This is a genomic window from Flavobacterium caseinilyticum (assembly GCF_004349085.1).
Lineage (GTDB): Bacteria > Bacteroidota > Bacteroidia > Flavobacteriales > Flavobacteriaceae > Flavobacterium > Flavobacterium caseinilyticum.
Genome location: NZ_SMFM01000002.1, coordinates 96,960 through 111,470, shown reverse-complemented (window position 1 = coordinate 111,470; position 14,511 = coordinate 96,960). Strand labels below are relative to the sequence as shown.

The window sequence follows — 14,511 nt, the reverse complement described above, 5'->3', positions numbered from 1 at the left end:
ACAAAAAAACAGAAGTCACCAGTTGTTTTTTTATGAATTTAATAATAAAATGACTTTTTATTTTTTGGATTCGTTTGCCAGTCTTTTCAAAATAGCCCATTGTTTTAATGCATCTCGTGCTTCTACAGCTGGATAACCTAATACAGTTTTGCCTGCAGGAATATCTGCTATAACGCCAGATCCGCCGCCTACAATGGCGCCGTCACCTATAGTAACATGGTCTTTTACAGCTGCGTTTCCTCCTATAATTACTCCATTTCCTATGGTTATGGAACCAGCCAGACCGCTGTGTCCTGCTATGATACAAAATTTCCCGATATTACAGTTATGACCTATTTGTACAATATTATCGACTTTACAGCCATCACCCACAATGGTTGAACTGAATTTTCCTCTGTCAACGCAAGAGTTGGCTCCAATCTCAACACTATTTCCTATAATTACATTTCCAATTTGCGGAATTTTGACCAACCCTCTTTCCGGATCGGGGCGAAAACCAAAACCGTCGGCACCAATCGTTACATTAGGATGTAAAATGCAATCATTCCCAATATGACAGCGTTCTCTAATGACAGTTCCGGGCCAGATTGTCGTGTTTTTTCCAATTGTGCATTCATCCATAATTGTCACATTTGGATAAATTGTTGCGTTATCTCCAATGACAACTTTTGGACCTATATAGCAACCAGGACCAATTCGTACTCCGTTACAAACCGTTGCACTTTGATCAATCACAGCGGTCGGGTGAATATCAACTGCAAATATTGGAGCAGGAGGAGCAAAAAGTTCCAGCACCTGAGACATCGCTAAATCAGCGTTTTTTACCTTAATGAAAGCTCTATTTTCCCCTGGTTCGATTGAAATATCTTTGTTTACGACTGCAGCACCAGCTTTGGATGTAGCCCATAATTTTTCATATTTTTTATTTCCAATAAAAGAAATTTCGGAAATATTGGCCATTTCTAATTGTTCAGGAGCTGTTATTTTTTGGGTAGTGTTCCCAATAATTTCTCCCTTAAGAATCTCATTTATTTCTTCAATAGTGTAAGATTTCATAACGTATTGTTTGGATTTGGTTGTCTGCTAATTTTCAAATAAAAGAATTTAGGTTTGAAATTCCTAATGTTCCTGTTTCTTTAATATGCATGAAAAAAGAAGTTATATACTTTTGAACGCAATTCGATGATAGTTATTCTTTTAAGGATATGGAGAAGAGCTAATTGATTTTAATAAATACAGAGTACTATAGGAGTAGGGGTTTCCTTAATTGTATGGATGTATTTAACTTTAAAAAAAAGCCGATACTTAATTTAAAGTACCGGCTAATTTGTATTTATTTGATTCGAATTTTATGCTTTGACAATCATTTTTCCTTTGTTTTCCCCTTTAAATAAACCAAGTAAGGCAGCCGGTAACTGATCAAAACCCTCTATTATGGTTTCTGTGAATTTCAATTTTCCTTCATTTACCCATTTTGATAATTGAGCGATTCCTTCTGGAAAGTCCTTTTGAAAATTACTGATAATAAAGCCCTGCATCAATACACTTCGGGTTAATAACATGGGTTGAATACGCGGTCCCAGAGGAATTTTGGTACTATTGTATAAGGAAATCTGCCCACACAAAGCAATTCTAGCGTGAAAATTCAGGTTTTGGATGACTGCATCAGAAATTTCTCCCCCCACATTGTCAAAATAGACATCAACTCCATTTGGACATAAATTAGCGATTGCGTTCTTTATATTGCCAGTTGTTTTATAGTTGATGACATCATCGTATCCAAATTCTTGTTTTAGCAGCGATGCTTTTTCATCAGAACCGGCAATTCCGATTACACGGGCTCCATGGATTTTTGCAATTTGGCCAACTACAATCCCAACTGCTCCTGCAGCTCCTGAAACCACTACAGTTTCACCTGCTTTTGGTTTTCCAATGTGCATGAGACCAAAATAAGCGGTTAATCCGGTCATTCCCAGGATTCCTAAATAATACGTCAGCGATTCTACTGTCGATTCAATTTTTTGCAGGTTTTTATCCGAAGCAATCATTTTTTCGCTCCAAGGCAAAGACCCCAATACAACATCTCCCGTTTTAAAGAGATCCGATTTTGATTCTAACACAGTTGCCAGAACACCACCCTCTATGGCTTTGTTTAATTCAAATGGCGGGACATAAGACTTTCCTTCATTCATTCGGCCCCGCATGTAAGGATCTACGGAGTAATACATTCCTTGCAGCAGTACTTCTCCCTGTTGCAGTTCGTCTAATTCTATATCTTCAAATCTGAAATCATTCAATATTGGAGTTCCATTAGGTCTTGCTGCTAATACGATTTGTTTGGTTGTCATAATTTTTTCTTTAAAAGTGAGTATTTTAAATACCTACAAAAGCCAAAGCCTATCTAATCTACTAATTTAAAATTGGTAATAGAGTAGATAGGCTTTACCTAATTAGTATTTTCTAGAACGGATCAGATAATCCACTAACACGAATTAATTTTTTATTTACAAATTCATGAATTCCTATTTCAGAAAGCTCTCTCCCGTAACCAGAACCTTTAGTTCCACCAAAAGGCAAATCGGTTTGTGTCCAGGTTGGGTGATTGATAAACACCATTCCAGAATCAATTTGATCTGCAATTCGTTTTCCACGTTCAATATCTTTGGTAAATATGGAACCACCTAAACCAAAATCAGAATCATTTGCTAATATAATTGCCGCCTCCTCATCTTTAACTCTGTAGAAAGAAGAAACTGGTCCAAATAACTCTTCATAATAGGCAGGGATTTTAGGGTTTAAATCCGTTAAAATGGTAGGTTCCATAAAAGCTCCCGGCCCATCAACGCGTTTACCACCTAATAAAACGGTAGCTCCCGCTGCAATGGATCTATCAACTTGATCTAATAAATGTATTAAAGCTTCTTCACTACTTAAAGGACCTAACTCTGTATTTTGATCCATTGGATCACCTACTTTTAATTTTGCTAATTTGGCGGTATATTTTTCAATAAACTCATCGGCAATAGCCTCCACAGCAATAATTCTTTTAGAGGCAATACAACTTTGGCCATTATTGTTCATTCGACCTATTACGGCCCATTCAACAGTTTTGTCAATATCAGCATCTTCTAGAACAATAAAGGCATCGTTACCTCCTAATTCTAATACTGATTTTTTAAGGTTTTTACCTGCTTCTGAGGCTAAACTTGCACCAGCGGCTTCACTCCCGGTCAGGGAAGCACCTTTAATTCTCTTGTCAGAAATAAGCATTGATGCCCTTTTTCCTGATAGTAACAAATTGGTATATAATCCGACTGGCGCCTGTGCTTCTTTGAATAAATCTTCAATAGCAATTGCACATTGAGGAACCATTGAGGCATGTTTTAATAGAATAGTGTTTCCTACCATCATATTAGGTGCTATAAAACGCGCCACTTGATAAAAAGGAAAATTCCAAGGCTGAACTCCTAATAAAACGCCTATTGGGCTTGATCTAATAATGGCTTCACCTAACTCAGGCTCTAATTTTTTATCGGCTAAAAATGTTTCGCCATTTTTAGCATAATATTCTAAGATATTAGCGCTTAATTCTATTTCACCTTCGGCCTGAGAAAAGATTTTTCCCATTTCGAGTGTAATTAATGTCGCAAGAGCTGTTTTTTTCTCTCTCATCAAAGAAGCAACTTTATTTAAAACAGCTGTTCTTTCGGGATAAGTTGTTTTTTTCCAAAGTTGAAACGCGGTTTCAGCTTTTGAAACTGCCTGATCTAATTGTTTATCCGTCATTTCGTCAAATGATTTAATGACTTTATTAGTAGCCGGATTCGTTGTTTGTATGGACATAATTTATGTATTAAAAAGATTAATATTTTGGCATCCGCCAAAAATAACTTATGATGCAAAACACAATGTTTTGGCATTGATAATATTCAAGAATAATTAGGGGAATTTTACAAATCAGATTTTTTTTTTTAATAACTGTTCTGGTTTGTAATAAAAATCATTGAGTCACAAAGATAAAAATTGAATAAGGAATAAGACTTACATAATTTCCACATTAACTTTTTTTTGTATGTGTAGTTAACATTCCAAGAGCCATAATTTTTTAAGGATTTTGATTTTACTTTGTGCTCGATTTTGCTGATTTTTGCGCTTTGAATAAATCTTTAGAGACAAATAATAGAAAAAGAGCTTTAATTAATTGAAGAGAATATCGTTGACAAGCTGAAAATTTCAGAAAAAGCACCAAATTAGTTTGCTGTTTTTGTAAATTAATTTACTTCAAATTACTGTGAAATACCCAACAGTATCAAATTAGCATAGAAAATGGGATCTAAGTGCTAGCCGTTTATAATTATATTTTACTTTTTCCTTCAAAAAAAAATTAGCCACAAATTTTACAAATTTCCTCACAGCAATTTGTCCTAATTTATGGCTAATGTTTAGAGATACAACAGTGCAGACTTTAAGTTTAATAACATATTTACGGACTTCTAGTACAGATGATTTTGTGCGGTTTGCAGTAGTCTTCCTTTTACTTTAAGTTGCCTGGCTAATAAATAATACAGATTTTTTGCAACCCTGTGAAAAAGTTAATTAAGAACACGAACTGATTCGGAATGTTCCTAAAATTTTTATTTTTGTATTTTTTAAAGTACCAATGAATGGAGTGATATTCAATAGCCAATCTGCTGGAAAAAGCGAATCTTTTTCAATAAGTTGGAACAGAATCATTCTTTATGCCGGATTGGAATGTAAGAACGGTATAAGCTATTTTAGGACGTGGCTTCGTAGTCCAGCAGTTAAAGATGATTATCCAAATATTTAAAAATTTGTTGACGTGGAGAAATGAAAGTTATCGATACCAAAAATGGTCCTCTATCCTCTTTTTTTTGCAGTTTTCAATGGAATTTTACTTTAAAAGCAAGAGGGACTTTATCATTTTCTTTATCCTGTCTAATCAAATAAAAAATAATCTTACTGCATGTTTAATAATCTCTTTTGCTTTTGGGGAAACACTGATCGATTGAAATAATTTGCAACAACTATTGGGATAGGTGTTTCTTTGAGTGAATGGCTTTACGTACAGGAAGCAAATTATTTTACAGTAAGTGGTATACTAAATTTCACACGTGCATTTTTTCCGTCTACCTTACCGGGAGTCCATTTGGGACTGTTAACTAATAATCTTATAGCTGACAAATCCATCTCTTTATTTATACTTTTTAAAACTTCGAAGTGGTTTAGAGTTCCATCTAATTCAACAAAAAATCCAATTTTTATTTCACCTTTAGCACTGTTTGGAGATTTAAAATTATTCGCCACGTAATCATAAAAAGCTTTCATTCCTCCAGGAAATTCGGGCTTAATGAAATACGGAAAAAAATCAATTTCGGTTCCGTTTTCATCAAAACAATTTCCGTCAACAAATTCTCCATTTTTAAAATTTTCGGTACGTTTTATTTTGCCATTTTCAAAATACCGAGTTTGAATACCTTCTTGTTTGCCTTTAATATAAATTGAATGCATTTCTTTTACACCATTTTTATACCACTTTTCAGATGTTCCGTTTAAAATTCGTCTTTTGTAATTCGAAAATTGATCTTTGGAATAAACGGTATTATCAAGGTAGTAAGTTGTTCGTAATGTTCCTTCTGGACTATCTTCGTAAATAGTATAATAAATCGCATTATCCGCAGATGGTAATTCTTTAAAATCCTCGGTAAAATATACTTTATCCTGAGAAAAAATTTGTACCGAAAAAAACAGGACGAATAATAAAAGTAATTTTTTCATGGGGATGTGATTTTTTGGTCGAAAGTAATAAAAATATCCTACAATATAGCAGTTTGCTCATTGTAGGATATTTTTTTAAATGTAGGATAAATTTATTCTTCTTTTTGTCCCATCATCATTAAATAGGCTTTCAGAAATTCGTCAATTTCTCCGTTCATGACACCATCAACATTACTGGTTTCATATCCGGTACGAACATCTTTGACTAATTTATAAGGTTGCATCACATAATTCCTGATTTGGGATCCCCATTCTATTTTCATTTTCCCGGCTTCAATATCCGCGCGTTGTGCCTGTTTCTTTTTTAACTCAATTTCGTATAATTGAGAGCGTAACATTTGCATCGCGCGCTGTCTGTTATCTTGCTGCGAACGGGTTTCAGAACATTGTATTTGAATTCCGGTTGGTTTGTGAAACAATTGCACTTTGGTTTCCACCTTATTTACATTTTGTCCTCCCGCACCACTAGATCGTGAAGTCGTAATTTCGATATCAGCAGGATTTATCTCAATTTCTATACTGTCATCTACTAGCGGATACACATAAACAGAAGCAAACGAAGTATGACGTTTGGCATTGCTGTCAAAAGGTGATATTCTAACCAATCGATGCACGCCGTTTTCTCCTTTCAAATAACCAAAAGAATAATCGCCTTCAAATTCGAGTGTTACGGTTTTGATACCGGCAGCTTCTCCTTTCTGGAAATTCAGCTCTTTTATTTTGAATCCGTATTTTTCGCCCCACATCATGTACATACGCATGAGCATTTCGGCCCAATCACAACTTTCTGTTCCTCCGGCGCCAGCGGTTATTTGTACCACAGCACTCAAAGTATCGCCTTCATCCGAAAGCATGTTCTTGAATTCGATGCCTTCAATATGCGCTTGAGTAGCGTTATAATGTTCGTCTAATTCTTCTGCGGTAAGCTCTCCTTCTTTGTAAAAATCATAAGCGAGTTGCAATTCGTCCGTCATTTCGACCGCTTTATTGTAATCTTCAATCCACTTTTTCTTGTTTCGAAGGTTTTTTACAATAAGCTCAGCTTCTTTTGGATTGTTCCAAAAATCAGGCGCAAAAGTTTTTTCTTCTTCGTTTGAAATCTCAATTAGCTTGGCATCAACGTCAAAGATACCTCCTCAACGCACCAAGGCGCTCTACAATACCTTTAATTTGTTCGGTAGTTGTCATAAAATTATATTAATTTGATAGGTCTGTTTTCAATATTTATCAAAAATGCCGCTGTCGGCTACAATTAGTTTAGTTTTAACGGAACTAGTTGGAATTAACAAACGGTATTGTGTAAATTTGTGGCACAAAAATAGAAAAATTTTACGCAGGGACAAGTCACGGCTTCTCCTTATCAAAAATAAAAAAAATAATATGGAAATAAATTTAGTTAGCGATACAATTACAAAACCTTCACGCGAAATGTTGGTACACATGTTAAATGCTGTGGTTGGTGATGATGTTTACAAACAAGATCCTACGGTTATTGAACTTGAAGCCAAAGTTGCCGAAATGTTCGGAATGGAAGCAGGACTTTTCTTTCCCTCAGGTACGATGGCAAACCAAACGGCAATAAAATTACATACACAGCCTGGAGAACAATTGATTGCCGACAAATATGCGCATGTTTATCATTACGAAGGCGGTGGTGTTTCCTTTAACAGCGGTGTCTCTTGTTGTTTATTAGACGGAAACCGCGGAATGATTACTGCGGAACAAGTGGCTGGTGCGATTAATGACCCGGAATTTTACCACAGTCCGCTAACGAGTTTAGTTTGTGTAGAAAACACTACAAATAAAGGCGGTGGCGCTTGTTATGAACTGGAAGATTTGCAAAAAATAAAGATGGTTTGTGATGCTAACAATTTGAAATTTCACATGGATGGTGCCCGAATCTGGAATGCTTTGGTAGCCAAAAATCAAGATCCAAAAGCATTTGGAAAATTATTCGATACTATTTCTGTTTGTTTGTCAAAAGGATTGGGAGCACCGATTGGTTCCGTTTTGTTGGCTGACAAAGCGACGATTCACAGAGCGCTGCGAATTCGAAAAATTCTAGGTGGCGGAATGCGTCAGGTAGGCTATTTGGCGGCAGCCGGAATTTATGCTTTAGATAATAACGTAGAACGCCTTGCTGAAGATCATCGGAGAGCGAAAGAAATTGCTGAAGTTTTGAAAAATGTAAGCTGGGTTGCATCAGTGGAGCCCGTTGAAACTAATATTTTGATTTTCTCATTGGTTCCAAATTGTATCGAAAAGAACTTAATTGAATTATTGAAACAAAAAAATATTTTAATCAGTTCTATGGGACATGGAAAACTGAGAATCGTTACTCATCTGGATTACAAAGAGGTGATGCATACTTATGTATTGGAAACGCTGCAAAAGTTAGTGTAAATGTTCTTGGGAAATTTGTTTAAAGTTTAAGGTTTAAAGTTTTTAGCTCGATCAAAAAACGTTAAACCTTAAACTTTAAACTTTAAACTTTAAACTTTTTTACTTAAACAAATTATCCATTCCAGGAATCATTGGCATATCCATTTTTGCAACTGCATCAAGTTCCGCTTCATTTGTTTTAGTCGCTTTTTCGATGGCTTTATTCAGCGTTAAAATCAAATAATCTTCCAATTGTTCTTTGTCCTCTAACAAAGAATCATCAATTGTGATTGATTTTATTTTTCTATTGGCCGTCAAAGTAATTTTCAATAGACCATCAGTACTTTGCTCGTCTATAAGAACCGTGTCTAGACGTTTTTTAGTGTCTTCTATTTTTTGTTGGGTTTCTTTAAGTTTGCCCATCATTCCCATTAAATCCATTTTAAGAAATTTTAATAATTGAACTACGAATTTACTACTTTCATTGTAATTGACAATTTTAAAATAGATGAAAAATACAATCGTTTTGCAATGTCTTTATATTATTTTTGTAACTGGACTTATTAAAATAAACGCGCAAACAATGCCAAAAAATTTACAACCACCTTTTGCCAAAATTATCCCTAAAAATTTAGAAAATTTCGGCGTTGAAAGAATCGATAATTATTATTGGTTGAATGACAGGGAAAATCCGGAAGTTATTGATTACTTGACTAAAGAAAATGAGTATTATCATGAAATGACCGCTCATACCAAAGATTTCCAAAAAGAATTATTTGAAGAAATGAAAGGTAGAATAAAGGAGGATGACGAATCTGTTCCTTATTTATATAACGGGTATTATTACATAACCCGTTTTGAGAAAGGAAAAGGTTATCCTATTTATTCTCGAAAAAAAGGCAGTCTTTCGGCAAAAGAGGAAATCATGTTTGATTGTAATGAATTGGCTAAAGATCAGTCCTATTTTCAATTAGGAGGTTTAAGCATAAGCCCGGATAATAAATTGGCTGTTTTTAGTACAGATACTATTGGAAGAAGGATATTTACTATTCAGGTAAAAAGTCTGGAAACCAATGAAATTTTAGAAGATAAAATAGAAAAGGTGACAGGCTCCGCTGTTTGGGCAAATGACAATCGTACTATTTTTTATTCCTCGCAAGACGAAGTTACCTTGCGATCGGACAAGATTTTTAAGCATAAATTAGGTTCAAGTCAAACGGATGATGTCTTAGTTTATTTTGAAAAAGACGATACTTATAATGTAGAAATCGCTAAAACTAAATCCAGAAAATATCTCGCGATTGAATCTGGAAGTACGCTGACGACAGAGTATAGAATTTTAAATGCTGACGATCCGGATGGAAAATTCAAAATTTTTCAAAAACGAATTCGCGGAGTTGAATATAGCATTAATCATTATAAGGATAGTTTTTACATAATGACCAATGCGGATAAGGCTGAAAATTTCAAGTTAATGAAAACAGCTGAAAGCGCTACTTCAAAAGAAAATTGGACTGAAGTGGTAGCGCACAGAGAAGATGTTTTATTAGAAGATATCGAAATTTTTGCCAATTATTTAGTGGTCGAAGAACGCTCAAATGGTTTGAACAGAATCAGAATTATGCCTTGGAGCGGAGAAGGGGAATATTACCTGCCTTTTGAAAGCGAAACCTACACCGCTTACGCTACAACCAATGTTGATTTTGATACTGAAATTTTGCGTTACGGGTTTCAATCGCTGGCCACGCCCTCTTCTATTATCGATTTTAATATGAGAACCAAAGCCAAAGAAGTCAAAAAAGAGCAACAGGTACTTGGCGGAAAATTTGATAAAAACAACTATAAAGAAGAACGCGTTTGGGCAACAGCGAAAGACGGCACCAAAATTCCCATTTCGATGGTGTACCGCAAAGAATTAAAAAAAGACGGAAGTAATCCATTGCTGCAATATGCTTACGGTTCTTATGGACATTCGATGGACGCTACTTTTTCATCTACACGATTATCATTATTAGACCGGGGATTTATATTTGCAATTACGCACATTCGAGGTGGCGAAGATTTAGGACGACAATGGTATGAAGACGGAAAATTACTGAATAAAAAAAATACATTCACTGATTTTATCGATTGTTCTAAATTTCTTATCGAACAAAAATATACGTCACCGGAACATCTTTATGCTGAAGGAGGTTCTGCCGGAGGTTTGTTAATGGGCGTTGTGGTCAATTTAGCGCCTGAGTTATACCATGGTGTAATCGCACAGGTTCCGTTTGTGGATGTAATTACAACGATGCTTGACGATAGTATTCCGCTGACCACGGGAGAATACGACGAGTGGGGAAATCCAAATAAAAAGAAATATTTTAAGTACATGTTATCTTATTCGCCGTACGATAATGTCAAGAAACAGCATTATCCTAATATGTATGTGTCTACGGGACTTCATGATTCACAAGTACAATATTGGGAGCCTGCAAAGTGGGTTGCAAAATTACGTACCCTGAAGTCAGATACCAATCTCCTATACCTTGATACTAACATGGATGCAGGTCATGGAGGTGCTTCAGGTAGGTTTGAAGCCATAAAGGAATTAGCTAAAGAATTTAGTTTTTTACTAGATTTAGAGAAAATTAAAAACTAAATAGATATTTTTTGTTAGATTTGTAACTTTGGTGGTTTAATTAAATTGCCACGACTAACTATTTTTTTATGAAAAAAGAAATAACAGCTTATAACAATGTCTTAGAATTAATAGGTAATACTCCGCTTATTAAGCTAAATAAAGTTACTGAGGATTTAAGAGGAAATTTTTACGCTAAAGTAGAAGCTTTTAATCCGGGACATTCATCAAAAGATAGAATTGCATTATACATTATTGAAGAAGCTGAAAAGAGAGGCATTTTATCTCCTGGTGATACTATTATTGAAACTACGTCCGGAAACACTGGTTTTAGTTTGGCAATGGTCAGTATCATAAAAGGCTACAACTGTATTCTTGCGGTTAGTTCGAAATCTTCTAAAGATAAAATAGACATGCTTCGCAGCTTAGGCGCTAAAGTATATGTTTGTCCGGCGCATGTATCTGCCGATGATGAACGTTCTTATTATAACGTGGCTAAACGTTTGCACGAAGAAACGAAAGGTTCAGTTTATATCAATCAGTATTTCAACCAGTTGAATGTTGACGCGCATTATAAGTCTACCGGTCCGGAAATTTGGAAACAGACTAATGGTGCAATCACTCACTTAATTGCTTGTAGTGGAACAGGTGGAACTATTTCAGGTACTGCAAAATACTTAAAAGAGCAAAATCCAAATATTAGAATTCTTGGAGTGGATGCTTTTGGTTCTGTATTGAAAAAATATCATGAAACTAGAGAATTCGATAATGATGAAATTTATCCATACAGAATTGAAGGTCTGGGGAAAAATTTAATTCCATCTGCAACGGATTTTGATATTATTGATAAGTTCATGAAAGTGACGGATGAGGAAAGCGCTCATGCTGCCCGAGAAATTACCAGAAAAGAGGGTTTATTTGTAGGATATACTTCAGGAGCAGTAATGCAAGCGATAAGACAATACGCAGAAGAAGGTGAATTTGACGAAAACAGTAATGTTATCGCAATTTTCCCGGATCACGGTTCTCGTTATATGAGTAAAGTATTTAGCGATGATTGGATGAATGAACAAGGTTTCTTCGACAGCATCAATGAAGAAGAAGTTCAAAAAATTGAAATGATAAAATAAGTTGAAAATATAAATAAATAAAAAAGTCCCATTTGCTTTTGCGAATGGGACTTTTTTATGGAACATAAAGAAGAATATTTTTTATTTAATCTAGTAACTCAGGATTATTAAGTATCAATTCAATTTTTTTAATAGTGATTGTGATCTGACTCATTTGTAATTCTATGTTTCTAAAAAAGAGACTAATATCTCTATTAACCCAACTTTCTGAAATAACTCTGGCACCCAAACTAATTCTTAAAATAGCGCTTTCAATTTCTGTAGTATATTTTACGTTCACTGCTTGACCAATATGACATTTTTGCGCAGCAAGCCGAATGATTTCTAAAGAAGAACCTTCAAATTGATCTGATAAATCCGAATTCAATAAAGTATATAATTTTTTTACTTTATCAACAGTTAAGACTTCATTGTTTGTAAAAATAAAGAAAGGAAAAATGGTACGGATGTTTCGTATTCCAAATTCCTTACTGTTGTAACTCTTCGTTATTGTTTCATCCCCATAAATAGGCTGTAAAAAAGTAGCCTCTTTTATAGATTCATCCACAAAATTGCAAAACATCTCAATACCCATATTTCGATATAAAATGGGTGTTTTGTAATACCTGTCCATTTCAACCACAGCGGCATTCCAGCGCATATAGGAACCATAGTTATAGCCGTCACATAATTCATTGGAACAAAACCAGGAAGTCGGCCAATCAGAACGATTATAATATTGGGTTAATCCTTTGGGTAATGTATTTTTTACAGAATGAATTAATTTATTGACATTTTTAGGTAAAATTAATGCACCGCAGTATGGAGGTCCTGTGAAGAATTTACTACCTGTTATGGTAACAATATATCCTTTGTTCAAATAATTTTGTATGTCTTTTGGATCTAATCGTAGCTGAGAACCATCTACAATTATCTGAATTGATAAATCTTTTAGTGTATTTAGTTTTTTAATAAATTCATCACTGGGAGATTGATATCCTAATTTTGATTGGTCCATAGTGTGTAATACAATGTGCCTTCCAAGATTTTTGGTTCTAACAACGGCATCAAATACTTCCTTGTCTAATTGAGCAGAAGATTTTAATGCGCCATTTTGATCTCTAAAAGGGATTTGAATTAAATCAACATCTCTAAAACCTTCAATTTTAGTGTCTTTTTTAATTGGATGATTTAAAGCAGTGGTATTTTCAAAATGGCATCCTTTTAAGGCCGCCGCTACGCCGCTACCAGTTTCATCAGAGGCAACCAGAATATGTGTAATATCTTTATCGGAAATAATTTGGGTTATAGCTGCTATTTGAAGTGAAGAATCAGTGCCTGATGGTGAAAAAATTATTTCACATTCCTCATTTAATTTAAATATTTTTCTAAGGTTATTTTTTAGTAATTCAGAAAACTCGATAGTAGTATTTTTAAAACCATTTTTCAAGCTATTTCTAATTAGTATGCTTCTCACTTTATCGGTCTTATCAAAAGCAAAATTAGAAACGCTGGACGCTGTAGATGAAGCAAAAGTAAATGCATCAGGTCTTGGGAATGGACGACATCCGTATTTATTTAGCAAATGTATTTCGTCTATATTCAATCTAAGATCTCCTCCAGACATCAACATATATTCTGTGGGTTTTGCAAGATTTTCGATAATAGGTTTCCAAGATTCTTTGATTTCAGTGTCTGAATTTTGTAAACCATGAAATGATTGGAGCTCATCGTTTATTAATGAAGATTTAGCATTTAAATCAATATCATTTTTGATTAAATTAATTAGAACATAATCAAGATTTTCTAATTTTTCTTTATCATCTTTAGGTAGTAAATTATAAAATATCCGAGTTACTTCAAGAGCTGCAATATCACATAAAACTACATCCTGTTTTTCGGTATTCAAAGCTTTGTACCATAGTTGCCATTCGATTCCATATCTTAAATAGACTAAAGCTAAAATGGGTTTATTCAAAAAAGAGGAACCAATTATAATTGATTTGTTAGGGACAATTTTGAAAATAGTAGGCGAACTGGTTGACGTGATAATATTGATGTTATTTATCTTTGGTACGGTATTAAATCTTTTTAAAATGCGAACTAAATAGTCTACATTTTCTTTTTCAAATAAACTGGTTCTTTTATATTGATTTTCAATAAGAATATTGTTTGTCATATATGTTATAATTTTAAGCGTTCCTTAGAACGATATTCTGTATTGGGAATAATTTGCTTTCAATCTAAACTCATTCAATTACGGACTATATTTTCTAAAAAAAAATTGTCACAAAAACCAAATTTTCATTTTGTATTTTTTGTTTCAAATAATGAAATTCAAATTGTAAAATAATTGTACTCTCAATATTTTTATGTATTGTTTGTTTTTAGGGCGTTGCATTTCGCAAAAGTTAGCAAATATATGAAACTTGAGAGCAGTAAAAAAGATATTGAAAAATACTCGCTTGCTAAATTTACTGTTTTTAATTAAAGTCCGTTGTTTAAAAGGTTTTTATAAAATAATTTGAAGGCAAACGCTGATGAAAAACTGCATTGATACACTATTGATTTAGTACTTGAAAACTTCAGAAAAAGGGATTA

At 34.1% G+C, this 14,511-nt stretch carries 11 protein-coding genes; 4 read left to right on the top strand and 7 right to left on the bottom strand.

Annotated features, from left to right (window positions below):
- Positions 1-57: 57 nt before the first annotated feature.
- The 3 genes from lpxD to E0F89_RS04940 all read right to left on the bottom strand — a co-directional run bounded on the left by lpxD (position 58) and on the right by E0F89_RS04940 (position 3,843).
- On the bottom strand, positions 58-1,056 hold the full coding sequence (lpxD, locus tag E0F89_RS04950; RefSeq protein WP_131908747.1) for a UDP-3-O-(3-hydroxymyristoyl)glucosamine N-acyltransferase: 999 nt from the start codon (positions 1,054-1,056) through the stop codon (positions 58-60).
- A 293-nt stretch (positions 1,057-1,349) separates the two neighbouring features.
- Entirely contained in the window at positions 1,350-2,348 is a 999-nt protein-coding gene (locus E0F89_RS04945; RefSeq protein ID WP_131908746.1) for an NADP-dependent oxidoreductase, read from the bottom strand.
- A 112-nt stretch (positions 2,349-2,460) separates the two neighbouring features.
- Positions 2,461-3,843, bottom strand: coding sequence for an NAD-dependent succinate-semialdehyde dehydrogenase (locus E0F89_RS04940; protein ID WP_131908745.1), 1,383 nt, complete (start codon positions 3,841-3,843; stop codon positions 2,461-2,463).
- Positions 3,844-4,609: 766 nt separating this feature from the next.
- On the opposite strand from E0F89_RS04940, the gene E0F89_RS17520 reads away from it, so the two are divergent.
- The gene (locus E0F89_RS17520) at positions 4,610-4,828 is read left to right on the top strand and encodes a phospholipase A (protein WP_394345966.1); all 219 of its coding nucleotides are present in this window, start codon (positions 4,610-4,612) and stop codon (positions 4,826-4,828) included.
- Positions 4,829-5,097: 269 nt separating this feature from the next.
- Here E0F89_RS17520 and E0F89_RS04930 read toward each other — a convergent pair whose 3' ends face one another.
- Positions 5,098-5,796: an energy transducer TonB gene (locus tag E0F89_RS04930; RefSeq protein WP_131908743.1), complete on the bottom strand. Its 699-nt coding sequence runs from the start codon at positions 5,794-5,796 to the stop codon at positions 5,098-5,100.
- Positions 5,797-5,888: 92 nt separating this feature from the next.
- Positions 5,889-6,984 (bottom strand): peptide chain release factor 2 gene (prfB, locus tag E0F89_RS04925; RefSeq protein WP_131908742.1). Its coding sequence is split into 2 segments (ribosomal slippage): positions 5,889-6,920 and positions 6,922-6,984, totalling 1,095 coding nucleotides; the frame shifts between segments, so codons are not numbered across the junction.
- Between the two features lie 192 nt (positions 6,985-7,176).
- Here prfB and E0F89_RS04920 point away from each other — a divergent pair.
- A complete protein-coding gene (locus E0F89_RS04920) occupies positions 7,177-8,199 on the top strand; it encodes a threonine aldolase family protein (RefSeq protein ID WP_131908741.1) in 1,023 nt (340 codons plus the stop codon).
- Between the two features lie 99 nt (positions 8,200-8,298).
- Here the strand turns inward: E0F89_RS04920 and E0F89_RS04915 are convergent, their stop codons facing one another.
- Entirely contained in the window at positions 8,299-8,619 is a 321-nt protein-coding gene (locus E0F89_RS04915) for a YbaB/EbfC family nucleoid-associated protein (protein WP_131908740.1), read from the bottom strand.
- 142 nt (positions 8,620-8,761) lie between these two features.
- Here E0F89_RS04915 and E0F89_RS04910 point away from each other — a divergent pair, with 142 nt between their 5' ends.
- The gene (locus E0F89_RS04910; RefSeq protein WP_394345965.1) at positions 8,762-10,822 is read left to right on the top strand and encodes a S9 family peptidase; all 2,061 of its coding nucleotides are present in this window, start codon (positions 8,762-8,764) and stop codon (positions 10,820-10,822) included.
- A gap of 68 nt (positions 10,823-10,890) precedes the next feature.
- On the top strand, positions 10,891-11,931 hold the full coding sequence (locus E0F89_RS04905) for a PLP-dependent cysteine synthase family protein (RefSeq protein WP_131908738.1): 1,041 nt from the start codon (positions 10,891-10,893) through the stop codon (positions 11,929-11,931).
- An 85-nt stretch (positions 11,932-12,016) separates the two neighbouring features.
- Here the strand turns inward: E0F89_RS04905 and E0F89_RS04900 are convergent, their stop codons facing one another.
- Positions 12,017-14,089: a hypothetical protein gene (locus E0F89_RS04900; protein ID WP_131908737.1), complete on the bottom strand. Its 2,073-nt coding sequence runs from the start codon at positions 14,087-14,089 to the stop codon at positions 12,017-12,019.
- Positions 14,090-14,511 lie beyond the last annotated feature (422 nt).

Excerpts from the sequence above, each read along its gene's own strand:
- E0F89_RS04905 (WP_131908738.1), top strand. The coding sequence starts at position 10,891 with ATGAAAAAAGAAATAACAGCTTATAACAATGTCTTAGAATTAATAGGT.
- E0F89_RS04940 (WP_131908745.1), bottom strand. The coding sequence starts at position 3,843 with ATGTCCATACAAACAACGAATCCGGCTACTAATAAAGTCATTAAATCA.
- E0F89_RS04920 (WP_131908741.1), top strand. The coding sequence starts at position 7,177 with ATGGAAATAAATTTAGTTAGCGATACAATTACAAAACCTTCACGCGAA.
- E0F89_RS04915 (WP_131908740.1), bottom strand. The coding sequence starts at position 8,619 with ATGGATTTAATGGGAATGATGGGCAAACTTAAAGAAACCCAACAAAAA.
- E0F89_RS04900 (WP_131908737.1), bottom strand. The coding sequence starts at position 14,089 with ATGACAAACAATATTCTTATTGAAAATCAATATAAAAGAACCAGTTTA.
- E0F89_RS04930 (WP_131908743.1), bottom strand. The coding sequence starts at position 5,796 with ATGAAAAAATTACTTTTATTATTCGTCCTGTTTTTTTCGGTACAAATT.
- E0F89_RS04910 (WP_394345965.1), top strand. The coding sequence starts at position 8,762 with ATGCCAAAAAATTTACAACCACCTTTTGCCAAAATTATCCCTAAAAAT.
- E0F89_RS04945 (WP_131908746.1), bottom strand. The coding sequence starts at position 2,348 with ATGACAACCAAACAAATCGTATTAGCAGCAAGACCTAATGGAACTCCA.
- lpxD (WP_131908747.1), bottom strand. The coding sequence starts at position 1,056 with ATGAAATCTTACACTATTGAAGAAATAAATGAGATTCTTAAGGGAGAA.